20 protein-coding genes are annotated in these 23,331 nt (G+C 47.6%); 18 read left to right on the forward strand and 2 right to left on the reverse strand.

All coding sequences use genetic code 11. The features are described 5' to 3' along the window. Positions 1–5: 5 nt before the first annotated feature. From purB to ilvA, 12 genes are all read left to right on the forward strand, one after another. Positions 6–1,301, forward strand: a complete 1,296-nt coding sequence (gene purB / locus MHI32_RS03645) for an adenylosuccinate lyase (protein ID WP_036680917.1) — start codon at positions 6–8, stop codon at positions 1,299–1,301. Positions 1,302–1,579: 278 nt separating this feature from the next. Continuing rightward, the gene (locus MHI32_RS03650; protein WP_076279486.1) at positions 1,580–2,470 is read left to right on the forward strand and encodes a phosphoribosylaminoimidazolesuccinocarboxamide synthase; all 891 of its coding nucleotides are present in this window, start codon (positions 1,580–1,582) and stop codon (positions 2,468–2,470) included. Between the two features lie 124 nt (positions 2,471–2,594). Next, complete coding sequence (purS, locus tag MHI32_RS03655) at positions 2,595–2,840, forward strand: phosphoribosylformylglycinamidine synthase subunit PurS (protein WP_036680912.1); 246 nt, start codon at positions 2,595–2,597, stop codon at positions 2,838–2,840. Positions 2,841–2,845: 5 nt separating this feature from the next. Beyond that, a complete protein-coding gene (purQ, locus tag MHI32_RS03660; RefSeq protein ID WP_036680909.1) occupies positions 2,846–3,535 on the forward strand; it encodes a phosphoribosylformylglycinamidine synthase subunit PurQ in 690 nt (229 codons plus the stop codon). Continuing rightward, entirely contained in the window at positions 3,513–5,759 is a 2,247-nt protein-coding gene (purL, locus tag MHI32_RS03665) for a phosphoribosylformylglycinamidine synthase subunit PurL (protein WP_339189449.1), read from the forward strand. Before purQ ends, purL begins: the two co-directional genes overlap by 23 nt. Further along, entirely contained in the window at positions 5,744–7,240 is a 1,497-nt protein-coding gene (gene purF / locus MHI32_RS03670; RefSeq protein ID WP_036680905.1) for an amidophosphoribosyltransferase, read from the forward strand. Before purL ends, purF begins: the two co-directional genes overlap by 16 nt. A 562-nt stretch (positions 7,241–7,802) precedes the next feature. Then, positions 7,803–8,843: a phosphoribosylformylglycinamidine cyclo-ligase gene (gene purM, locus MHI32_RS03675; protein ID WP_076128465.1), complete on the forward strand. Its 1,041-nt coding sequence runs from the start codon at positions 7,803–7,805 to the stop codon at positions 8,841–8,843. Further along, positions 8,843–9,460 carry a phosphoribosylglycinamide formyltransferase gene (gene purN / locus MHI32_RS03680; RefSeq protein ID WP_076128467.1) on the forward strand — a complete coding sequence of 206 codons (618 nt, stop codon included), beginning with the start codon at positions 8,843–8,845 and terminating at the stop codon, positions 9,458–9,460. Before purM ends, purN begins: the two co-directional genes overlap by 1 nt. A 206-nt stretch (positions 9,461–9,666) precedes the next feature. Beyond that, positions 9,667–11,214, forward strand: coding sequence for a bifunctional phosphoribosylaminoimidazolecarboxamide formyltransferase/IMP cyclohydrolase (purH, locus tag MHI32_RS03685; protein WP_340011893.1), 1,548 nt, complete (start codon positions 9,667–9,669; stop codon positions 11,212–11,214). A 23-nt stretch (positions 11,215–11,237) separates the two neighbouring features. After that, positions 11,238–12,503 (forward strand): phosphoribosylamine--glycine ligase, encoded by a 1,266-nt coding sequence (gene purD / locus MHI32_RS03690; protein ID WP_076142419.1) that lies wholly within the window; start codon positions 11,238–11,240, stop codon positions 12,501–12,503. A 287-nt stretch (positions 12,504–12,790) separates the two neighbouring features. After that, positions 12,791–14,086, forward strand: a complete 1,296-nt coding sequence (locus MHI32_RS03695) for an SEC-C metal-binding domain-containing protein (protein WP_076128473.1) — start codon at positions 12,791–12,793, stop codon at positions 14,084–14,086. Positions 14,087–14,244: 158 nt separating this feature from the next. Further along, positions 14,245–15,507 (forward strand): threonine ammonia-lyase IlvA, encoded by a 1,263-nt coding sequence (gene ilvA, locus MHI32_RS03700; RefSeq protein WP_340011894.1) that lies wholly within the window; start codon positions 14,245–14,247, stop codon positions 15,505–15,507. 87 nt (positions 15,508–15,594) lie between these two features. Here the strand turns inward: ilvA and MHI32_RS03705 are convergent, their stop codons facing one another. Both MHI32_RS03705 and MHI32_RS03710 read right to left on the reverse strand, forming a co-directional pair. Beyond that, a complete protein-coding gene (locus MHI32_RS03705) occupies positions 15,595–16,533 on the reverse strand; it encodes a hypothetical protein (protein ID WP_340011895.1) in 939 nt (312 codons plus the stop codon). A 50-nt stretch (positions 16,534–16,583) separates the two neighbouring features. Next, a complete protein-coding gene (locus MHI32_RS03710) occupies positions 16,584–17,246 on the reverse strand; it encodes a DUF1129 family protein (RefSeq protein ID WP_076128474.1) in 663 nt (220 codons plus the stop codon). 183 nt (positions 17,247–17,429) lie between these two features. Here MHI32_RS03710 and MHI32_RS03715 point away from each other — a divergent pair, with 183 nt between their 5' ends. From MHI32_RS03715 to MHI32_RS03740, 6 genes are all read left to right on the forward strand, one after another. Next, positions 17,430–17,630, forward strand: a complete 201-nt coding sequence (locus tag MHI32_RS03715; protein ID WP_340011896.1) for a hypothetical protein — start codon at positions 17,430–17,432, stop codon at positions 17,628–17,630. Positions 17,631–18,448: 818 nt separating this feature from the next. Beyond that, entirely contained in the window at positions 18,449–19,279 is an 831-nt protein-coding gene (locus MHI32_RS03720) for an alpha/beta fold hydrolase (RefSeq protein ID WP_076195105.1), read from the forward strand. Between the two features lie 85 nt (positions 19,280–19,364). Further along, positions 19,365–20,141 carry a class III extradiol ring-cleavage dioxygenase gene (locus MHI32_RS03725; protein WP_038568677.1) on the forward strand — a complete coding sequence of 259 codons (777 nt, stop codon included), beginning with the start codon at positions 19,365–19,367 and terminating at the stop codon, positions 20,139–20,141. 204 nt (positions 20,142–20,345) lie between these two features. Then, entirely contained in the window at positions 20,346–21,443 is a 1,098-nt protein-coding gene (locus MHI32_RS03730) for a DUF3048 domain-containing protein (RefSeq protein ID WP_076104156.1), read from the forward strand. A gap of 202 nt (positions 21,444–21,645) precedes the next feature. Then, positions 21,646–22,263 carry a DUF47 family protein gene (locus MHI32_RS03735; protein WP_036686871.1) on the forward strand — a complete coding sequence of 206 codons (618 nt, stop codon included), beginning with the start codon at positions 21,646–21,648 and terminating at the stop codon, positions 22,261–22,263. A gap of 13 nt (positions 22,264–22,276) precedes the next feature. After that, complete coding sequence (locus tag MHI32_RS03740; protein WP_036686873.1) at positions 22,277–23,269, forward strand: inorganic phosphate transporter; 993 nt, start codon at positions 22,277–22,279, stop codon at positions 23,267–23,269. The last annotated feature ends 62 nt before the right edge of the window (positions 23,270–23,331 follow it).

The following is a 23,331-nucleotide window of genomic DNA, read 5'->3' on the forward strand; positions in this document are numbered from 1 at the left end:
AGAATATGATCGAACGTTACAGCAGACCCGAGATGCGGGCCATTTGGACTGAGGAGAATAAATTCAAAGCGTGGCTGGAAGTGGAAATATGCGCTTGTGAAGCATGGGCGGAGCTGGGAGTCATCCCACATGAAGACGCTGCTAAGCTGCGTAAGGATGCTAAATTCGACATCGCACGTATTGATGAAATCGAACAGGAAACACGTCATGACGTAATCGCCTTTACTCGTGCGGTTTCCGAAAGCCTTGGCGCAGAACGCAAATGGGTACACTACGGCCTTACTTCCACAGATGTGGTGGATACAGCACTGGGTTACTTGCTGCGTCAAGCGAATGAGATTCTAGAGAAGGATATTATTAACTTCATTGAGATCCTTAAAGATAAAGCTATTGCTTATAAAGATACACCGATGATGGGCCGTACACATGGGGTTCATGCTGAGCCAACTACTTTTGGTCTGAAAATGGCATTGTGGTACGAAGAAATGAAACGTAACCTGGAGCGTTTCCGCCATGCTGCGAACGGTGTGCAATTTGGCAAAATCTCCGGAGCCGTTGGTACGTATGCCAACATCGATCCATTCGTAGAAGAATTTGTCTGCCGTAAGCTGGGTACAAGCCCTGCACCGATCTCGACACAAACTCTACAGCGCGACCGTCACGCTGAATATATGGCAGCTCTTGCTCTGGTAGCAACCTCGCTAGATAAATTCGCTACCGAAATCCGCGCTCTGCAAAAGAGTGAGATTCGCGAAGTAGAAGAAGCTTTTGCCAAAGGTCAAAAGGGTTCATCTGCTATGCCGCATAAACGGAATCCTATTGGCTGCGAGAATATTTCCGGTCTGTCCCGCGTGATTCGCGGACATATGGTTACAGCTTACGAGAACGTGCCGCTCTGGCATGAACGCGATATCTCGCACTCTTCAGTGGAGCGTATCATCCTTCCGGATGCAACAATGCTATTGAACTACATGCTGAACCGTTTCGGAAACATCGTGAAGAACCTGACTGTATTCCCAGAGAATATGAAGCGTAACATGAACCGTACCTTCGGCGTTCCTTTCTCTGGCCGGATCTTAACCAAGCTGATTGATAAAGGCTTCAGCCGCGAGCAAGCATACGACACTGTTCAACCACGTGCGATGCAAGCTTGGGAAGAGCAAAAGCAGTTCCGTGATATCGTGGAAGCTACACCTGAAATCACTAATGTCCTCACCCCAGAAGAGATTGAAGATGCATTTAACCCTTCTTGGCACCTTAAGCATGTGGATACCATCTTCCGCAAGCTAGAACTTATCTAAGAAAAGATAAGTTAGTGGTGAACTAAGGAGCTAGGAATAGTACGAGCGGTTAAGGTTGTGCAGAATTGAAATGCAACTGGTCGATAAGGAACGGAGAGAAATTTTGGAACTGTAGAAGCGTTAGCGTTCGCCTTTATCCTCGGATTTCTACCACGTGCAGTGGTTCAAATCAGGAAATCTGAGGATAACAGCGATCGGAAGTCCAAACATTCCTCGGAGTTACGCCTTTGAGACCAATTAGTTATTAGGAAGATCATTAGTTCAAGGGAGGAAAGGTCATGACATCATCGGCCGTATCCACAGCCGTGGAACTCATCAATGCGCCGCTGCTCTACAAAGGGAAGGTTCGTGAGCTATACGATTTAGGGGAAAATGTACTGATCGTAGTTACGGATCGGATATCTGCTTTTGACTATGTGCTGGACCCGGCGGTCCCTGAAAAGGGCAATGTGCTTAACCGTCTGAGTGCGTTCTGGTTCGGACAGACTAAAGAGCTGATGGAGAATCATGTCGTTCATATCGATGTGGATCTGCTCGGCGACGTAGTTAAGGACAAAGAGGCTCTCAGAAACCGTGTCATGGTGGTACGCAAAGCGGAGCGTATTGATATCGAATGCGTAGTGCGTGGATGCATCACTGGCGGCGGCTGGAGACAGTATCAAGAAACCGGCAAGGTAAATGGTATTGAACTTCCTGCTAACCTCCGCAAAAACGCGCTGCTGGCAGAACCGATTTTTACTCCTGCGGCTAAAAATGATGTAGGTCACGATGAGGATATTCCGTTTGAGAAAATGCAGGAATTAATCGGAGCTGATCTGGCGCTTGAGCTGCAGGAAAAGAGCTTAAAGCTGTTCGCTTTTGCTAGAGAGTATTGTGCTGAGCGTGGGATCATTCTTGCGGACTGCAAATTCGAATTCGGCTTGTTGGACGGTAAGGTGATTCTGATCGATGAGATTTTTACACCGGATGCTTCCCGCTTCTGGGCTAAGGATAAATACGCGCTTGATATTGAAATTGATAGTATGGATAAAGAGCCTGTTCGTACGTATCTATCTGCATCTTCCTGGGACAAGAATAGTAAACCTGATCCGCTCCCACTGGAAGTAGTAGAAGAAACTACACGGCGTTATCTGGACATTTATCATCGTCTTACTGGCAAGTCTTTATAGTTCAACATAGTGTGTGCACTCATGGGAATAAATTCAGTATATATTTTTGAAGCTAAATGTACTCATTGTAGAATTTCAGTTTCAGAGGGTATGCTCATTAAAATTTAGGAGGAACTACAAGCATATGTTAAAAGCGACGGTATATGTCACCATAAAGAAAAGCGTTCTTGATCCACAAGGGGTAGCAGTACAAGGAGCACTTCATTCGGTAGGCTTCCAAGAAGTTGAAAGCTTGCGTATCGGGAAATATATGGAGCTGACTTTGGATACGGATAACCGTGCTGAAGCGGAAGTGCGTCTCAAGGAAATGTGCGAAAAGCTACTTGCCAACACGGTGATCGAGGATTACCGCTACGAATTGGAGGACTAAACGACATGAAATTTGCTGTACTTGTCTTCCCAGGCTCCAACTGTGATATTGATTGCTACAAGGCGGTAGAGGACAGTCTCGGCGAACCAGTCGATTATGTGTGGCATACAGCGACGGATTTGTCGGCGTATGATTGCATTTTGGTTCCAGGCGGATTCTCATATGGTGATTACCTGCGCTGTGGCGCGATTTCGAGATTTGCTCCTGTTATGGCGGAAGTTGCTAAAGCAGCAGAGCAAGGGAAATACGTGCTAGGCATTTGCAATGGGTTCCAAATTCTTACTGAGGCTGGTTTGCTGCCAGGTGCGCTTCGCCGCAACATGTCGATGAAGTTCCGCTGTCACGATACAGTGCTTAAGGTTGTTAATAATGAAACCCCATTTACTATTGACTATGCTAAAGATGAAGAAATCATTATCCCAATCGCACACGGTGAAGGCAACTACTACTGTGATGACGAGACTTTAGCAGAGCTGAAAGCTAACAATCAGATCGTGTTTACCTATAGCGATAACCCTAACGGCTCCGTAGCCGATATTGCGGGTGTTAGTAACGTACAAGGGAATGTGGTTGGCATGATGCCTCACCCTGAGCGCGCGGCTAATAGTTTACTTGGTTCAGAAGATGGCAAAAGAATGTTTACATCCATACTGAAGACTTGGAGGGATCGTCATGACGCAGCAAGTATCCGTTAAGGAACCGACCGCAGAACAGATTGCGGAGCAGAAAATTTACAGCCAGTTCGGTGTGTCGGACAGCGAATATGAGCTGATCAAGTCTTTTATGGGACGTTTGCCGAACTATACTGAAATCGGCGTATTCAGCGTAATGTGGTCGGAGCACTGTGCCTATAAGAACTCCAAACCCCTCCTGAAACGTTTCCCAATTTCCGGACCACGTGTCCTGATGGGACCTGGCGAGGGCGCAGGGATTGTAGATATCGGTGACAACCAAGCGGTTGTTTTCAAAATCGAAAGTCATAACCACCCTTCAGCGGTAGAACCTTTCCAAGGTGCGGCAACGGGTGTCGGCGGGATCATTCGTGATATTTTCTCCATGGGCTCCAGACCTATCGCAATCCTCAATTCACTACGTTTCGGGAAGCTGGAAAGTGATCGAGTGAAGTATTTGTTCGAGCATGTTGTGTCTGGTATTGCCGGTTATGGTAACTGTATCGGGATTCCAACGGTTGGCGGCGAAATCATGTTCGATGATAGCTATGACGGTAACCCGCTTGTTAACGCAATGTGTGTCGGTCTAATTGATCATGACAAAATCCAACGTGGTGTAGCTAAGGGTGTAGGCAACCCTGTCTTCTATGTAGGCCCTCCTACAGGACGTGATGGAATTCATGGTGCTACTTTTGCATCGGTAGAGCTTAGTGAGGAATCAGAAGCTAAACGTACCGCTGTACAAGTCGGCGATCCATTTATGGAAAAGCTCGTTATGGAATCTTGTCTAGAACTGATCGACAGCGGCATCGTTATCGGGATTCAGGATATGGGTGCAGCGGGTCTTACATGCTCTAGTGCGGAGATGGCAAGTAAAGCAGGCAACGGTCTGGAGCTGTATCTTGATCAGGTGCCACAACGTGAAGAGGGCATGACGCCTTACGAAATGATGCTTTCAGAATCACAAGAACGGATGTTGTTCGTCGTTGAGCCGAAGGATGAGGCCCAGGCACAAGAGATTTTTGACCGCTGGGGTGTTATCTGCTGTAAAGTCGGTAAAGTTACGGATGATGGCCGCTTGAAATTGTATCATCACGGCGAGGTTGTTGGTGACATGCCAGTAACGGCGCTCGTGGATGAGTGTCCAGTATATAACAAACCTTCTGAGGTTCCTGCTTATTATATTGCGAATGAAAAGGTAGATACCCTTCGTTATGAGGAAGTTACGGATCTGGGCGGTGCATTGCGTACAGTACTTGGATCACCAACCGTAGCAAGTAAAGCATGGGTATACAATCAATACGATTACATGGTGCGGACGAGCACAGCTGTACGTCCTGGATCTGACGCGGCTGTAGTTACCATTCATGGTACTCGTAAAGGACTTGCGATGACTACAGACTGTAATGGCCGTTATGTTCATCTTGATCCTGAAGTGGGTGGACGTATTGCAGTCAGCGAAGCGGCACGTAACATCGTTTGTTCCGGTGCTGAACCGCTGGCTATTACGGATAATCTGAACTTTGGAAATCCTGAGAAGCCTGATGTGTTCTGGCAAATGGAGCGTGCGGTTGATGGTATGGCTGAAGCATGTCGTGTGCTGGATACTCCGGTTATCGGTGGTAATGTCAGTCTTTATAACGAAAATACTACGGGTTCCATCTATCCAACGCCGGTTGTCGGCATGGTTGGTTTAGTAGCGGACACGGATCATATTACGACTCAAGGGTTCAAGCAAGAAGGCGATTCCATCCTTCTGCTGGGAGTGACCAAGGCTGAGCTGGGCGGCAGTGAATTCCAATATGCTGTTCATGGTGTGACCGAAGGTCGTCCTCCGGCTTTGGATTTGGCTACTGAGAAAAAACTGCTGAACGTAGTCCTTACCTCAATTCGTGGCGGTCTGGTGCGTTCCGCGCATGACTTGTCCGAAGGTGGACTTGCTGTAGCGCTTGCAGAGAGCTGTATCAGCGGTGGAATCGGAGCGAACGTTGAGCTTTCAGCTAACGGTCTTAGATCTGATGTAGCATTGTTTAGCGAAAGCCAATCACGCATTGTGCTGACAGCCGCTCCTGAACGTGCGGAAGAGCTGAAAGCAGCGATTGCAGCCAGCGGTGTTCCCGTGGAGATCATCGGAACTGTAGGTGGAGACAGACTGCGCGTAAATCTGGACGGTGTGTCCGCACTAGATGAAGCTGTAGCAGAATTGAAATTCGTTTGGGAGGATGCTATTCCATGTCTTATGAAATAAAGACCGGGAAAGAGCAGGAGACTCCTATCCTGTGGACTGGTGACTTTTACAATGAAGGAACGGGCTCGGGAGATATTTTTGACACATTAAAAGAAGAATGCGGCGTTTTCGGGGTCTTCGGACACCCGGAAGCGGCGTCCATGTCTTATTACGGCTTACACGCCTTACAACACCGTGGAGAAGAAAGTGCGGGAATCTGCGTAGCAGACGGTCGCGATTTCAACTATCACCGCGGGATGGGGTTAGTAAAAGAAGTATTCGACAAGGACAAAATTGCCTCATTGGTTGGAGATATGTCCATTGGGCATGTACGTTATTCCACTAGTGGAGACAGTCGCTTAACCAATGCGCAGCCACTGGTATTTAAATATCGTGACGGCGATTTGGCGATTGCTACGAACGGCAACATAGTAAATGAACCGTTGATCCGCAAACAGCTGGAGCAAAGCGGATCGATCTTTCAAACTACGAGTGATACAGAAGTGCTGGCGCATCTGATTGCCCGTTCGCCAAAGGATTTTGTTGAAGCGGCAAAAGATGCGCTGCAGCAGCTCGTTGGCGGGTTTGCTTTTCTGCTTATGACAAATGATAAGTTAATTGTCGCTTCAGATTCCCATGGCTTGCGTCCGCTAGTGATGGGACGGATTGGTGAAGCTTATATTTTTGCTTCCGAGTCCTGCGCATTAGAGGTCATTGGGGCACAGCTGGTTCGAGATATTGAGCCGGGCGAACTGCTTGTCCTCGACAAAAACGGCCTCTTAGAGGACCGTTTTACCGAACCCAAACGTAAAGCGCTGTGCGCGATGGAGTATATTTACTTCTCACGCCCAGACAGTGATATGAACGGCTCTAACCTGCACTCCGCCCGTAAGCGGATGGGTAGCCGCATGGCACTGGAAGCTTTTGTCGATGCTGATCTCGTAACCGGTGTGCCGGATTCCAGTATTTCAGCAGCCATCGGGTATGCCGAGCAAACGGGAATTCCTTATGAGCTTGGGCTCATTAAGAATAAGTACACTGGACGGACCTTCATCCAGCCGAGCCAAGAACTGCGTGAGCAAGGTGTGAAGATGAAGCTGAGCGCCGTGCGCAGCGTAGTTGATGGCAAACGTGTCGTTATGATCGATGATTCTATCGTTCGTGGCACGACCTCACGCCGAATCGTCAATCTGCTTAGGGAAGCGGGAGCTGTTGAAGTGCATGTGCGGATTACTTCGCCACCGTTCAAGAATCCTTGCTTCTACGGCATTGATACACCAGACCGCCGCGACCTCATCGCGTCCTACAAGACCATTGAGGAAATGTGCGAAGAGATCAACGCCGATTCCTTGGCATTTTTGTCGCCGGAAGGCTTAATCTCTTCCATTGGTGGACACAACAAAGACGACTACAAAGGCGGACTTTGCCTTTCTTGCTTTGATAATGATTACCCGACGCAGGTGGATTTTGGCGGGGCAGAGAAAGATGGCTGCTCGTGTTGACATCCCCCTAAGTCCCCCTTTCAAAGGGGGATTCCGAAGGGCTCTGCCCTCCGGCCACCCGAAAGCTCGGCGGTAGGAGTTAGGTTATAACTTGCTAAGAAGACTTGGGTACGAGTGCTCGCTTTGTCCCTGTGTGCTGCGCACGGACGGGACACGCTTTACGGCGCTCCGCCCCCCGGCTGCATCCGCCGCCGGGACTGGCTCGCCAAGCTTCCCTCTGTTTGCTTCGCAAATACGAGGGCCGCTTGTCTCGCATAAGGAGGTGCATGGCGCAGCTCATGTACCGAGGTCTTGAGGTCCGTGTGCAAGGCGCGCACTGCGGCTTGCAGTAGGGACAAACCGGTGGTTGGAGGGAGTTATGGAGAGGAAGTTTGGAACTGTAGAAGCGTAGCGTTCGCCTTTATGGTTGGATTTCTACCGCGAAGAGCGGTTCGAATCAGGAAATCCAACCATAACAGCGATCGGAAGTCCAAACATTCCTCGCAATAACTCCCCTACAACCACCCAAAAGCCGAATGCGCCCAAACGCGCTCTAAACTATTAAAAGATGAGGTGTCCAATAGTGTCGGAAGCTTATAAAAACGCCGGAGTGGATATTGCGGCTGGTAATGAAGCGGTAGAACGCATGAAAAAGCACGTAAAACGTACTTACCGTCCAGAAGTAATGACGGATCTTGGTGGGTTCGGAGCGCTGTTTGGCCTCAATAAAGATAAATATGAAGAGCCAGTGCTTGTATCGGGAACCGATGGTGTAGGCACAAAGCTCAAAATCGCGTTCGCGGCAGATCGCCATGACACGATTGGCATCGACGCTGTAGCTATGTGCGTGAACGACATTGTAGTGCAAGGCGCAGAGCCACTCTTTTTCCTCGACTATCTGGCTTGCGACAAAGTGGTGCCGGAGAAAATTGAGGCTATCGTAGCTGGAATCGCTGAAGGCTGTCACCAAGCGGGTTGTGCACTGATTGGCGGCGAAACGGCTGAGATGCCGGGTATGTATTCAGCAGGTGAATATGATATCGCTGGATTCACAGTGGGCGTAGCTGACAAAGCGAAGCTGGTAACAGGCGCTAACATCGCTGCTGGCGACACAGTGATTGGTCTGGCTTCCAGTGGTGTGCACAGCAATGGCTTCTCGCTGGTGCGTAAGCTTTTGCTTGAGCAAGAGGGTTATGGTCTGAATGACGTGCTTCCTGAGCTTGGCGCTCCGCTGGCGGATGTACTCCTTGCACCAACTAAGATTTATGTGAAGCCTTTGCTGGCACTGCTGGAGCAGCTTCCGGTAAAAGGTATGGCTCACATTACGGGTGGCGGATTCATCGAGAATATCCCACGCGTATTGCCTGATAATGTAGATGTGGAGATCAATTACGGATCGTGGCCGATTCTGCCAATCTTCGGGTTGATGCAGAACAAAGGTAACGTAAGCAACCGTGATATGTTCACTACTTTTAATATGGGAATTGGTCTTGTTCTGGTAGTTAGCGCTGCTGATGGAGAACGCGCTCTTGAACTGCTTAAAGCTAGCGGAGAAGAGGCGTATATCATTGGGAAAGTAACAGAAGGGGAACGCAAAGTAACCTTTACTGGAGCTGAAGTGTGATGCAATCAAGTCGAATCGCTGTTTTTGCTTCGGGGCAGGGCAGCAATTTTGCAGCACTGATCGAGGCACAGAAAGCAGGTTTGCTTGGAGACGGCAGGATTGAATTGCTTGTCTCGGACAAGCCGGAAGCGCCTGTAGCACAACGTGCGGAGGATGCGGGAATTCCCGCCCTCCTGCTGCGGCCAAAAGACTTCGCCAGCCGTGAACTCTACGAAGCAGAGATTGTAGCAGAGCTTCAGCGGCGGGAAATCGGGCTGGTTGTGCTGGCAGGGTATATGCGCCTCATTACACCAGTGCTTTTAACGCCGTATGCGGGTCGGATTATTAACATTCACCCATCGCTGCTGCCTGCTTTTGCCGGAAAGGATGCGATCGGACAAGCGCTGGATTATGGCGTGAAGCTGACGGGAGTCACTGTGCATTTTGTCGATGGAGGTATGGATACCGGGCCGGTTATTGCTCAGCGTAGCGTAGTTGTGTTGGATAACGACACGGCAGATTCATTGGCGGAACGGATTCATAAGGTTGAGTATGAGTTGTATCCTGAAGTGGTTGGCGCTTTTGCCAGCGGGAAAGTGGAACTGAGTGGAAGAAAGACGATTATCCGCGAAAAGTAAGCCACACTGTAGCCATTCGAAGTTTTGGATCGACATTTGGTGACAGGCGGAGAGATTTCAGGGTATTTCTCGGGAAATATTGCATAAGCGGCATTATGTGTCGTGTAGTAGGTAATAGAGTCAGATTCTTTCTTATAGTAATTTCCCAAGCTTTTAGATGTCATCACATTAAATCGCACGTACAACCCGAAGGAGGACTATTCAAAGTGAGTATCAAAAGAGCGCTAGTTAGCGTATCGGATAAACAAGGTATCGTGGATTTTTGCCGCGAGTTGTCTGCATTAGGCGTAGAGATTATTTCCACAGGTGGAACAAGCACGCTTTTGGCTAAGGAAGGTGTTCCAGTCATCGGTATTTCCGATGTTACAGGATTCCCGGAAATCATGGATGGACGTGTCAAAACCTTGCACCCGGCTGTACACAGCGGATTGCTAGCGGTTCGTGACAATGAGGAACACACGCGTCAAATGAAAGAGCTTGGTCTGGACTACATTGATCTGGTAGTAGTAAATCTGTATCCGTTCGCGGAAACCATTGCTAAACCGGATGTATCGTATGAAGAAGCCATCGAGAATATCGATATCGGCGGACCGACGATGCTGCGTTCTGCGGCGAAGAACCATGCTTTTGTAAGTGTAGTGGTAGATGCTAACGACTATGCTACAGTGCTTGAAGAGGTTCGCGCAGGTGGAGATACAACGCTGGAAACACGCAAACGTCTTGCGGCAAAAGTGTTCCGTCATACGGCGGCTTACGATGCCTTAATTTCCGATTATTTGGCTAATGTTACTGGCGAACCGCTTCCTGAGCGCTACACCGTGACTTATGAGAAAATTCAGGATCTGCGCTATGGCGAGAATCCGCATCAAAAAGCGGCTTTCTATCGCAAGCCTTTGGCTGCGGGGGATACTCTTACAGCAGCTGAGCAATTGCATGGCAAAGAATTATCCTACAACAATATCAACGATGCTAACGCAGCGCTGCAAATCGTGAAAGAATTTGAAGAACCTGCTGTCGTAGCCATTAAACATATGAATCCTTGTGGTGTAGGTGTCGGTGAAAGTGTATACGAAGCTTATCAAAAAGCTTACAACGCAGACCCAACCTCTATCTTTGGCGGAATTGTAGCCGCTAACCGGATTATCGATGCAGACACTGCTAATCTGCTGAAAGAGATTTTCCTCGAAATCGTATTGGCGCCAGGGTTTACAGATGAAGCACTGGAAATCCTTACGAAGAAAAAGAACCTGCGTTTGCTCAAAATCGGCAATCTCAGCACGGCTAACGCGCGTAAGAGCAGCTTCGTAGTTACCTCTATTGATGGAGGAATGGTTGTACAGGAGAGCGATGTGCATTCTGTGAACCCGGATGATCTGCAAGTTGTTACGGACCGTAAGCCAACCGAAGAAGAATTGAAACAGCTGTTGTTCGGCTGGAAGGTAGTTAAGCATGTGAAATCTAATGCGATTGTATTAGCGGCGGATGATATGACAGTTGGCGTAGGTGCAGGGCAAATGAACCGCGTTGGCGCGGCAAAAATTGCGATTGAACAAGCTGGCGAGAAGTCCAAAGGATCAGTCCTTGCCTCTGACGCCTTCTTCCCAATGGGAGATACACTTGAAATGGCAGCCAAAGCAGGCATTACCGCAGTTATTCAGCCAGGCGGCTCCATTAAAGATGAAGAATCGATCAAGGTCGCGAATGAGTATGGAATTGCTATGGTCTTCACAGGCGTCCGTCATTTCAAACACTAGAACGCTGGGAGGATTTTATTCTAATGGATATTTTAGTGGTTGGCGGCGGCGGCCGGGAGCATGCGATTATTTGGAGCCTGTCCCAAAGCCCAAAGGTTGGTAAAATCTATTGCGCACCCGGCAACGCCGGGATCGCGCAGCTAGCAGAATGTGTGCCTATCGGTGTGTTTGAGTTCGACCGTCTGACGGCTTTTGCAAAAGAGAAGGAAGTAGGTCTTGTTGTAATCGGACCGGATGATCCGTTAGCAGGGGGCATTGTGGATGCTTTTGAAGCACAGGCTATTCCTGTGTTTGGTCCGCGCAAGAATGCAGCTGAGATCGAAGGCAGCAAAACCTTTATGAAGGATCTTTTGCACAAATATAATATTCCGACAGCAGCCTATGAAAAATTTGATGGCTATGAAGCTGCACTGGCTTACTTACGCGAGCAACCGCTGCCGATCGTAATCAAGGCAGATGGGCTTGCCGCAGGAAAAGGCGTGACCGTTGCCTATTCACGGGAAGAGGCAGAGCAGGCACTAGCTGATATTATGGTAACGAAAGTGTTTGGTGAGGCTGGCGCTCAGGTTGTCATTGAAGAGTTCCTAGCGGGTCAGGAAATGTCGATTTTGGCTTTTGTTGATGGAGAGACAGTTCGTCCGATGGCTGCCGCTCAGGATCATAAGCCCGCTTACGATGGAGATAAAGGTCCTAATACCGGTGGAATGGGTACCTATTCGCCTCTGCCGCATATCGACGAGGCGATTATCCAAGAAGCGATTGAGACCATCATTAAGCCAACAGCCAAGGCTATGGTAGCTGAAGGCCGTTCTTTCAGCGGCGTTTTGTTCGCAGGGCTGATGATTTCTCCAGAAGGTAAACCAAAGACCATCGAATTTAATGCCCGGTTTGGGGATCCGGAGACACAGGTCGTGCTGCCTAGATTGAAGAGCGACTTGTTAGAAATCTTTTTGGCAGTAACCGAGGGCAGACTTGCGGATATCGACATTGAATGGAGCGACGAAGCAGCGGTGTGCGTGGTTCTCGCTTCTGGAGGATATCCAGGCTCTTATCCTAAGGGAGTGCCGATCGAAGGGCTTGAGGACAGCCAAGGAGGGCTGATCTTCCATGCCGGTACAGCACGGGGGGCAGATGGCAGCTGGGTAACGAACGGCGGACGGGTCTTAGGCGTGGTTGGCCTGGGTGCTACGATTGCCGAAGCTCGTTCAGCAGCCTATGCTAGGGCTGAAGGAATCTCTTTTTCCGGGAAACAGAATCGCAGCGACATCGCTATGAAGGCTCTAGTATAAGGATAAAGCACTGTATCTAGCAATTTTTTGCGCTTTAAGTCCTAAAAAAGGACTGACAAGTGATAGAAGAAGTGCTATAATACTACACGTACGGGGGAAAATGTGCGGATATATACAGATAAGGGCCTTTCCGATCATGGGAAGGCCCTTTTAAATCGGAGTCCTTCAGACTTTGTGCAGTAACCTTATAAAGGATGCCTCGTGCCTGAAAATGTTGATACTTATAGTGCATACTAGCGATACGCTTATGGCGAATGGCTACTCACAGATTTAAGGGGGAATTCGTTTTGAGTAAGATTGGAAGAAATGATATGTGTCCTTGCGGAAGCGGGAAAAAATATAAGAAATGCTGCCTAGGGAAAGAAACTTCTGCAGTGGAATCCATCATGCGACTGGTAACAACGGAAGAATCCGCTGCTACTGTGGCTGTGGCCGAGAAACCAGAAGCGGCAGCAATTCCTGAAGCTAAGCTTACCCTAACTACGCTCAAAAAAAAGGTGTCACGTGATCTGAAATGGGAGCATCCGGCGCATGAACAATTGGCTCTGCATCTTATTGAGACCATGAGAGACAGCTATGACCGGGAGCTAATCTGGGAAGGTCTGGTTCTATGGAATGGTTATTCCCGTCACATCAAGCCTGCAGTGAAGAAAATGGGCTCCTTCTGCGCGGCTATCGAATTTATCTTGTCTGAGGAATATGGTTTCCTTCAAACTCAAGCTGATCTAGCGATCAAACATGAGGTTACTGCACCTACCATCTCCAGAAAAGTTAAAGAGATGCTTAATTATATCGAACAGTACGGCATGGGCGGGGCAGAGGAAGAATTACTTTTGCTCAACGTTTCAGGCACTCCGAAGGATCAGGAACAGGCTTTGCTGCAAAAAGCAATGGAAACTAAAGCATCCAATCGCCGGATCCAGCTAGCAGAAGCGGCATTGGAAGTTTATCCGGACAGTCCGGACGCCTATCTCATTTTGGCTGAGGAAGCCGAGAATGAAGCAGATGCCCGTGCTTATCTGAAAGCAGGGATGGAAGCGGGTGCGCGTGAGCTTGGAGAAGCCTTTTTCACTGAGAACAAAGGACATTTCTGGGGTCTTTACGAGACACGTTCGTACATTCGAATTTGCAAAAGCTACGCTGACTCCTGCTGGTTTAGCGGAAATGCAGAAGAAGCACAAAAGACGCTGGAGCACATTCTAGAATTGAACCCAGAAGATAACACAGGTGCACGTTACCTTCTAACGGCAACGTACCTTTACACTAATAAGCTTAAGAAGACCGAGAAGGTACTGGAGAAGTTCGGCAAGGATGCAGCAGCAACAGTAGCATATGACCGTATGGTTTTAGAATATAAGAAGAACGGGATTACTTCCCAGCTCAAAATGCTCTACCGCGTGGCGAAGAATGTGAACAAGCATGTGCCGGATTATCTGTTAGGTATCAAAAGATTGCCGCATAACCTGCCTGATTTTGTAGGCGTGGGTGACGCTAACGAGGCTATCGAATATGTTATTGTACATTCACGTTTGTGGACAAGCTTACCAGACCTGGTGAAGTGGATGCTGAAGCAACAGGACTAGTAGGTTTCATAGCGTAGGGATAGCAAATATTAGTAAGAGACTATAGGGTTCCTTTAGTCTCTTTTTCTTTATCACTGATTAGGATGCTTGAAAAAATGTCCTCGGGAGAGTATGTTACAAGAAGTAGAATAACAGATAGATAGTGAGGCGAGAGGGTTATGAGAGAAGAGGAAGACCGAATCGTAGGAATGGAAGATATTGTGCGGGCTCATCACGTACTGCGTGAAGTCATAATCCGGACACCCCTACAACGTGATGCTGTGCTGTCAGCCAAGTATGATTGTGATGTGTATTTGAAGCGCGAGGATTTGCAGATTGTACGTTCTTTCAAAATCCGCGGAGCTTATAATATGATTCGTAGTTTGTCAGCAGAAGATAGAGCAAAAGGGATTGTCTGTGCGAGTGCGGGCAACCATGCACAAGGCGTAGCCTATTCCTGTAAGGCGCTTGGAATTAAAGGCAAGGTCTACATGCCAAGCACTACGCCTAACCAGAAGGTTAAGCAGGTGCGGCGGTTTGGCGGTGAGTTTGTTGAGGTCATTCTGAAGGGAGATACCTTTGATGACGCTTATGATGAAGCACTGCAAGCTTGTATAGATCATGGGATGACGTTGATCCATCCCTTTGATGAGCCACGAATCATTGCGGGCAACGGCACCATTGCAATGGAAGTGATGGAGAGTCTGGACAACCCTGCAGACTTTATGTTCGTAACCATTGGTGGAGGCGGTCTGGCAGCGGGTATAGCCACCTATGTGAAGACAGTTAGTCCTTCTACCAAGTTGATTGGTGTGGAGCCACTCGGAGCAGCTTCTATGACGGAAGCGATTAAGCTTGGAGAAGTGGTGACTCTAAAGGAAATTAATAAGTTCGTGGACGGAGCGGCTGTAAAACGTGTTGGCGGATTGACGTACGATATTTGTTCCCGTCATCTGGATGACATCGTGATGGTGCCTGAAGGTAAAGCTTGTACCACGATTCTGGAACTATATAACGAGAATGCCATAGTGGTTGAGCCAGCAGGTTCGCTGCCTATCGCAGCGCTTGATCAATATCGTGATCAAATCCGCGGCAAAACAGTTGTCTGTATCATAAGCGGCGGCAACAACGATATTGACCGGATGCAGGAGATCAAAGAGCGTTCATTGATTTACGAAGGCTTAAAACACTATTTCATGGTGAACTTCCCGCAACGTGCAGGTGCGCTGCGTGAGTTCTTGGGCGAAATCCTTGGACCTTACGATGATATTACCCGTTTCGAGTATATCAAGAAGCATGATAAAGAAAATGGTCCCGCGCTTGTGGGCATTGAATTATTGTCAACGGATGCCTACGAACCTCTCATCGAACGGATGCAGCAGAAGGGCGTCGATTATGTAGAGATCAATAAGGATTCTAATCTCTTTAACATCCTTATTTAAGGCTCGCATCCACTTCATAATCACGTTAATGAACATAAACAAGCCCGTCCCTATTCATTTCAGGGACGGGCTTTTGTGGTTTCTTTATTAGAGAGGTAACGAAGTCTTACGATATTGCTCGACCTCATCGGTCAATTTATAGCTATTATCTTTCATTAATTTCATGAAGCTATCCAGCTTTTGTAGAAATGGGCTGCTGTCATTATTTTTGGTCAGAATACTGGAGTAAGCCTTTTGCGCCTCCAAATCCATTTCCAGATTGTCATAATGGAAGAGAGGAGTGTTATTCTGGCCGTAAAACGTATTATTCACATACATAGTGTACAAGGCTTTTACAGCAGAAATTCGGTTTGATTTCGGATGATTTTGAATGAATTGCTCTTGAGATAAAGCTCTGGCTGCTACCTCAGTCCAGGCGATAACTAGCCCGTTGTCCTTGGAAGAGGGCAGATCCGATTCGGTGGCCATAATGGTAATATAAGCGCTGATATCATTGGTGACGTATAGCTTGTACTTGCGGTAAGCCCCATAATCGATCACCGGGAAAAAAGTACCCTCAGCTGTCTCCAGCTTATATCCGCTTTCGCTGGCACTTTTCAGCAGTGTACGCAGCTGGAGATCATCAGTAATAGCAGCAAGAGAAGACATGCTGGCGCCTGCTTTATAAATGGCGGTGAGCTTCCGCTGGACAGCATTGGTACTGAATTTACTTTCCCAGGCTTGCAGCGCAGCTTTATGCAGATTCTCAAGCTTCAGGGTCAGCATTGTTGCACGATACGACCCTACCGCATACATATTGGAGTTCAAATATTTTATGGCTTCGGGTAACTTGTCAGAGGTAGATAACAGCGGTAATGCAGCTTTATAGACAGCCTCTGCATGATTATTGCTAGCTGCTTGAGGAATTGCCTTAGCGCCTTCCCCAGGAGGGCTGGTAGCACCTTCGGCGTGAATAGCACTGGGCACTATGCCTAGCCCTAAGGCTATAGCTAGAACGGAGTAGAGAATATGATGCTTCTTAATCATGGAAGTTTCCCCCTATCTATCGGATGGAATAATGTTTTCAGCCTAGGTATTTATTTTTTGAAAAATATAAATTTCAGTCCCAACCCCCCAATGATGCACAGAATTAAACTTACCCACGGGGATATTGTAATGACCGGAAATAACCGATCGAGGAACATACCGATAAATACAGCAGCTACTGCGATGCCAATATAGATGCCAAGGCTTTTTATATCAAAAGGTTTGGCACTGGGTGCATCGCTTTCCGACAAGGAAGACATCCATTTCATAATGAGTTCAATTAAGATAATGGAGCCTACTCCCACAGCGAGCAGGGTGAAAAGGCTGATCTGTCCGAACATTCCAGGTGAATCGTCAGTCCATTGGAAGAAGAGTCCACCGATTGCCAATATCCCAAAAAGACAGGTCAGAGCTGCGCAGGGAATCATCAAGTAATAGTTCCATTTACTGCGCACCGGGCGCCCGGGAACACTGTCTATGATTTCTTTAAAATAATCGTGCGGATTCTCGCCGAATACTTGCTTGGCATTTTTCCCTTTACGTTGTTCCTTCAACAGCAGCTTGGCCGCATCCAGCAAAAGTTCCTCTCCGCGCAGAGGGTCAATTCGACTGGCTCGCACCGCAAGGATCATATCTTCTAAATAGGAGCGATTGAAGGGCGTCAACTGCTCACGCAGGGCGTTATTTTCCTTAATCATATCTTTCACTTTCATAATTTGGATGTAAACCTCCAGTGTTGTTAATCGGTATAGTCTTTAACCTAGAGTATACGTTTGCATGACAGGTCTACGCAAGGACAACCATTTCTATGGCGATATGCATAATCCTTTTAGAAGAGTGAACACTGATAATGTTGTTGCTTGATCAATATAGCATTGGGAAAGGTTGGGAGCTTTATGGAACATGAGAATAAGAAAGAACAGGGAAGATCCATGAGCAACGGTTTCGAGCCTACGCCCAATAATTCAATGGGGGATTGGGGCGGCTCCGATGGATTCAGCATGTGGGATTCCGCAGAAGATGCTCCCGAGGGCTTGCTTAAGGATTGGGAAGGCAGCCATGAAACCCATGAGATGTTTAACGACAGCTACGATTGATTAACAACCCTGGTCATTCATCTCGAAAAAACAACAGAGCAGCGATCCACCGATACTGGGGATCGCTGCTCTTTGTTTTTTGGTGGGGTTCTGAAACCCCGGAACCCCGGAACTCCGGAACCCCGGAACCCCGGAACCCCGGAACCCCGGAACTCCAGAACTCCAGAACTCCAGAACTCCAGAACTCCAGAACTCCAGAACTCCAGAACTCCAGAACCCGGAACCCCGGAACCCCGGAACCCCGGAACTCCGGGAACCCCGGGAACTCCAGAGCTCCCAGACCCCCGGTTGTCGTAGCATCCACCATCTTTCGGACTCAGATGACGTTATTAGCCAAATTATGGCCTTTTCAGCACAGTTGCGGACCCCAGTGACGCTATTGCTCGAAAAGTAGCTCTTATTTGCTGTTTTATAGGGTGATAGCGACTATGGGGTCCGATAGAATTCAAAAAGTGTGCTAAATCTGCGAATAGGGTCTTCTGAGTCCGCTGGAGCTACTGAGTCCGATAGAGCAGCCGAGTCTGCTGGAGCTACTGAATCCGATAGAGCTGCTGAATCCCGGATTGGCGATTTCAATCCACTCGACGTGGGAGCCCTAGAGTCATGTTCATATCTTACGGGACACCCTATTTGTCGCGCAGACTCTAATGCCCAAATACTCCGTGCGTTTATTAAGAATTGTCCCCTTGCTGTTGACAATATGAACGAAATCTTTATAATTAGATTATAATTCATACTAAGTTAATCGGAATTCTAATAAATTAAAATAAATTAAATTATAAATATAAATATAAATATAATTATAGGAGGATGCGGCAATGGAACGGAATATTGTAATCCGGCATAACGGAGAAGAATTGACGGCGAGCATACATTACCCGAACAAAGAGAAGGGAACCTCTTCGCGTTGCAAGGATAGACTGCCATTAGCCGTGATCTGCCACGGATTTGTGGGGAATCGGATTGGCGTAGACCGGATTTTTGTGAAGGCGGCTCGTGAGCTGGCACAAGAGGGATATATGGTTATTCGTTTTGATTATGTGGGCTGCGGCGAGAGCAGCGGGAATTATGGCGGCGAAGATATGGAATCGATGATCGCTCAGACTAGAGCGGTGCTTGATTACGGAATTAGCTCTGCTGATGTGGACCCACAGCGCGTGACGCTGATTGGCCATAGCCTGGGTGGCGCGGTGGCGCTGCTGACAAGTATTCGCGATCGCCGCGTGAAGAATCTCGTGTTATGGGCCTCTGTTGGTTATCCTTTCAATGATATTGTGAAAATTGTAGGGCGGGAGGCGTATGATCGTGCTGTGAAGAATGGATCAGCCGATTATGTGGGCTACTCGTTTACGCCGGTATATTTTAATTCTTTGGCGGCTTTTCAGCCCTTCCAAGAAGCGAGCAAATTTAGCGGCGATGTACTGGTCATTCATGGCACCTCTGATGATGTCATTCCGGTGGATTACGCTTTTCTTTATCAGAAGCTGTTCTGGACACGTCCCGAAGGACGTTGCGATAAAGAGATCATTTTTCAAGGGGATCACACCTTTTCTTCTGGACCGGCGCAGCAGCAGCTGCTTAAGCGGACTATAGAATGGATGAACGAACAAGAGCATCTGCAGACAGAGTGGCAGAATTGGATGATTTAGGAGAAGGTTTTTATTCGCATTAACTTGCAATAAGCGGTAAAATAAAGATGCACACCATATACTGGGTTATGGAGGTTGGCATCCTATGAAATTACCGTCATTTTTTATTGCGCACGGTTCTCCGCTCCTCGCACTGGAGGATAACGAGTATACCCGTTTTCTGGAGCGGCTTGGTCAAGAACTTGAAGCGCCACGCGGTATAGTAGTTTTCTCAGCGCATTGGGATAGCCCTGAACAGCTACTTACCGTTGATGAACTGCACGAGACACAGCATGACTTCTACGGATTCCCTGAAGAAGTTTACACGCTGACCTATCCGGCCCCGGGCGATCCGGCCCTAACAAGACGGATTTCTGAGCTCTTCAAGGATAACAATCTATCACATCAGCCCGTTCTGGGGCGAGGACTCGATCATGGAGTCTGGGTGATACTGAAAAAAATGTTCCCGAACGCCGACATTCCGGTAGTTGCTTTATCCGTCGATTCCCTGCGCTCTCCCAAGGAGCAGTACAATATCGGGCGGATGTTAGCACCGCTTCGTGACGAAGGCATACTGCTGATTGGAAGCGGTGGACTTGTTCACAACTTGCGGATGCTAAGTGAAAGTGAGCAGCCTGAGGATTGGGCACTTGAATTCGATGCCTGGATTGCCAAGGGACTAGAAGCCTGGGATTTGCCTTCACTTTTTGCGTATGAGAAAAAAGCTCCACATGTACGCGATGCGGTTCCTTCTTATGGAAGAGAGCATTTTGCACCTCTCTTTTACGCGATGGGAACAGCGGATGGCAGCAGGAAGGCAGAGCGGATTTTTCAGGCTTATCAGTATGGGACATTAAGTCTTAATTGCTGGAAGCTAGACTAACTGAATGAATAAGAGACCCGCAGGGTGCAGCCCCAATGGCTGTACCCTTTTTTTAATATGAGAATTTATCTATTCCATGCTATAAAATTTCCTTATGCTCGCTATGAAAAAAGGGAGAAGGTGATCAAGACAAATGGGACTGACTGTGATTAAATGGAAGGAATCAGTGAGTTTCATAAAACGTTTAGGAGGAACTACAAGCTTATGAAAGTAAATTGCTCTTCTTCCCGTCTGTTATCTGCCATTGTATTGACCACCCTATTGCTCTCCGCTTGCGGAACACAGAGTGCAAATAATGAGATCACCCCGACACAGCAGCCTACCGCAGAGCCCACGCCTATCGAAACGATTCAACCCTCACCTACTATTGATCCCGCTGCTGAGCTCGTATCCGGATTAACAGGTCTTCCAGTTTCTGAAGACAGTCTTCCACGTCCCTTGGCCGTAATGATAAATAATGCTCCTGCCGCCCGGCCGCAATCGGGGGTTAGTGAAGCAGATATTTTGTATGAGATTCTTGCCGAAGGTGGCATTACGCGTTTGATTGGTATTTTTCAGAGCCATACAGGTGTGGTGAAAATCGGACCGATTCGCAGCATCCGCCCCTATCTGCTGGATATTGGCGAGAGCTACGGTGGTGTGACGGTGCATGCAGGAGGAAGTCCGGCAGCTTACGCCATTTTGCAAAAAGAGAAAAAAGAAGATATGGACGAGATCGGCCGTGCCGGAGCTTATTTTTGGCGGGATAAAGCGCGAAAAGCACCTCATAACCTGTACAGCAACGCAGCCAAACTGCGGGAAGGTGCCGAGAAGCTTGGGTTTGCGCAAAGTGTGAAGGTACCCGGGTATCTTTTTAACAATCCAGATTACATACCGGCGGACGGAGAGAAAGCCGCTGAATTTAGCATAAACTATCTGCTCAAAAGTTATAAAGTTGACTATAAATATGATCCTAAACGTCAGACCTATCAGCGTTATGTGAATGACAAACCTCATTTGGATCTAAATAACGATAATCCGGTGGAAGCGGCCAATGTGATGGTTATTGGAGCCGATCATAAAGTGCTTGATGATGTCGGAAGACTTCAGATTGATGTGGAGCTTGGCGGGGAAGCGTTGCTTTTTCAGCGGGGACAGGTCACCAAAGGCAGATGGTCGCGTGAACCAGGGGATGTGATCCGCTTTGTGAGGGATGGAAAAGAAGAGCTGATGTATCCAGGAATTACCCATATTTTGGTGGTCCCTAATGCACCTTCATTTAGCAGTCATGTGGTATATGGCGGGGCGGATGGTACAACATAAGAAAGTCGGAATATCCAGTGTTATACAGATTTGTGTTCGGAATAATGGGTATGTGTTAATAGAGTGTAAAAAAGTTCATTTCTATAGCTTCTATACCTTGTACGGATATGATAAGATAACAAGGGTTGTCATTCATTTTCATGCTTTTTACATATGAGTGGCTCTGTATTCACGGTAATTTTATGTAAAGGGGTTTAAAACAATGAAGTTGAGAAAAAAGGACATATTCTTTGAGACGCTGGAAAATATGGCCGATACTATTGTCCAAGCTGCAGATTATTTTGCTCAGAATATCACTGATCTCCGGAATAATGTCGATAATTTCGCTGCAGAGATGAAAAAGTACGAATCCCAATGTGATACTTACACGCACACCGTCATCAAAGAATTGAACAAGACGTTTATTACGCCGCTTGAACGTGACGACATTATGGACTTGATCACAAGCATGGATGATGTCATCGATGGTCTGGAGGCATCCGCCTCACGTTTCTATATGTACAACCTTCTTGACCCGGATGAATACATTGTGCAATTCGCCGAAATTCTTCGCCAGTGTGCTTATGAAATCCAAAAAGCGGTTCATTTGCTCTCCCAGAAGAAGCTGCTTGCGATTCGTGAATATACAATCCGTCTAAATGACCTTGAGAATCAAGGGGACGAAGTGCTGCGTATTTGTACTAAGGTCCTGTTCGAAACTGTAAAAGACCCGATTGAGCTGATTAAACGCAAGGAACTGTATGAGCGGCTCGAGACCACTACAGACAAATGTGAAGATGTAGCCAACATGTTGGAATCGATCATCATGCGCAACTCATAAGGGGTACTAGAATATGGAAACATCTATATGGATTCTTGGAATTGTTATATTTCTCGCGCTTGCGTTTGACTTTATCAATGGATTCCATGATACGGCCAACGCAATTGCTACCTCTGTCTCAACACGTGCCTTAAAACCGCGAACAGCAATTATTATGGCAGCACTGATGAACTTTGTTGGGGCCTTGATGTTTACAGGTGTGGCCAAAAAAATCGGCGGAAGTATCACCGACCCGACCTTGCTTGAAAATGGGTTGGATATCATAATAGCCACGCTGATTGCTTCGATTATTTGGAATTTGATTACTTGGTGGCTCGGAATTCCATCCTCATCGTCTCATGCACTGATCGGCGCTTTAGCGGGTGCAGTATACGTGGGGGCAGGCTCAGCACACATCAATTGGGGCGGGTTTGTGGAAATTGTCGAAGGACTGATTTTCTCCCCAATCATTGCGTTTGTTATTGGTTATATTATCATGACCATCCTGAAATGGATCTTTGCTAAGCGTAGTCCACATACGGTCAACAAGGGCTTCCGCTCTATGCAGGTCCTTACGGCAGCGTTACAGTCGTTCACACATGGTACGAATGATGCGCAAAAAGCGATGGGGATCATTACTTTTGCACTCGTTACCTCAGGACGTCAAGAAACTATGGATGTTATCCCTTTGTGGGTTAAGATAGCTGCAGCTACGGCTATGGCGCTCGGTACCTCCATCGGTGGTTGGAAGATTATTAAGACTATGGGTACGAAGATTTTCAAAATCGAACCTATTAACGGTTTCGCGGCTGATATTTCCGCGGCATCTGTTATTTTCTCAGCAACGCTGCTGCATTTGCCAGTAAGCTCAACGCATGCGATCACATCAGCGATCCTTGGGGTAGGCTCTGCCAAACGTTTCTCTGCAGTGAAATGGGGAGTAGCCGGACGTATTGTGGTCACTTGGTTCATCACGATTCCAATCAGTGCGGTATTAGCAGGTCTGATTTTCAAAATCATTTTTTAAACACCCTTTAATAAAGATGTCAGTTAGCCATTGGGCTGCGGACATCTTTTTTTGTTGTTTGG

This window comes from Paenibacillus sp. FSL H7-0690, assembly GCF_037980415.1.
Classification (GTDB): Bacteria; Bacillota; Bacilli; order Paenibacillales; family Paenibacillaceae; genus Paenibacillus_AQ; species Paenibacillus_AQ odorifer.

Excerpts from the sequence above, each read along its gene's own strand:
- purB (WP_036680917.1), top strand. The coding sequence starts at position 6 with ATGATCGAACGTTACAGCAGACCCGAGATGCGGGCCATTTGGACTGAG.
- MHI32_RS03650 (WP_076279486.1), top strand. The coding sequence starts at position 1,580 with ATGACATCATCGGCCGTATCCACAGCCGTGGAACTCATCAATGCGCCG.
- purS (WP_036680912.1), top strand. The coding sequence starts at position 2,595 with ATGTTAAAAGCGACGGTATATGTCACCATAAAGAAAAGCGTTCTTGAT.
- purQ (WP_036680909.1), top strand. The coding sequence starts at position 2,846 with ATGAAATTTGCTGTACTTGTCTTCCCAGGCTCCAACTGTGATATTGAT.
- purL (WP_339189449.1), top strand. The coding sequence starts at position 3,513 with ATGACGCAGCAAGTATCCGTTAAGGAACCGACCGCAGAACAGATTGCG.
- purF (WP_036680905.1), top strand. The coding sequence starts at position 5,744 with ATGTCTTATGAAATAAAGACCGGGAAAGAGCAGGAGACTCCTATCCTG.
- purN (WP_076128467.1), top strand. The coding sequence starts at position 8,843 with ATGCAATCAAGTCGAATCGCTGTTTTTGCTTCGGGGCAGGGCAGCAAT.
- purD (WP_076142419.1), top strand. The coding sequence starts at position 11,238 with ATGGATATTTTAGTGGTTGGCGGCGGCGGCCGGGAGCATGCGATTATT.
- ilvA (WP_340011894.1), top strand. The coding sequence starts at position 14,245 with ATGAGAGAAGAGGAAGACCGAATCGTAGGAATGGAAGATATTGTGCGG.
- MHI32_RS03705 (WP_340011895.1), bottom strand. The coding sequence starts at position 16,533 with ATGATTAAGAAGCATCATATTCTCTACTCCGTTCTAGCTATAGCCTTA.
- MHI32_RS03710 (WP_076128474.1), bottom strand. The coding sequence starts at position 17,246 with ATGAAAGTGAAAGATATGATTAAGGAAAATAACGCCCTGCGTGAGCAG.
- MHI32_RS03715 (WP_340011896.1), top strand. The coding sequence starts at position 17,430 with ATGGAACATGAGAATAAGAAAGAACAGGGAAGATCCATGAGCAACGGT.
- MHI32_RS03720 (WP_076195105.1), top strand. The coding sequence starts at position 18,449 with ATGGAACGGAATATTGTAATCCGGCATAACGGAGAAGAATTGACGGCG.
- MHI32_RS03725 (WP_038568677.1), top strand. The coding sequence starts at position 19,365 with ATGAAATTACCGTCATTTTTTATTGCGCACGGTTCTCCGCTCCTCGCA.
- MHI32_RS03730 (WP_076104156.1), top strand. The coding sequence starts at position 20,346 with ATGAAAGTAAATTGCTCTTCTTCCCGTCTGTTATCTGCCATTGTATTG.
- MHI32_RS03735 (WP_036686871.1), top strand. The coding sequence starts at position 21,646 with ATGAAGTTGAGAAAAAAGGACATATTCTTTGAGACGCTGGAAAATATG.
- MHI32_RS03740 (WP_036686873.1), top strand. The coding sequence starts at position 22,277 with ATGGAAACATCTATATGGATTCTTGGAATTGTTATATTTCTCGCGCTT.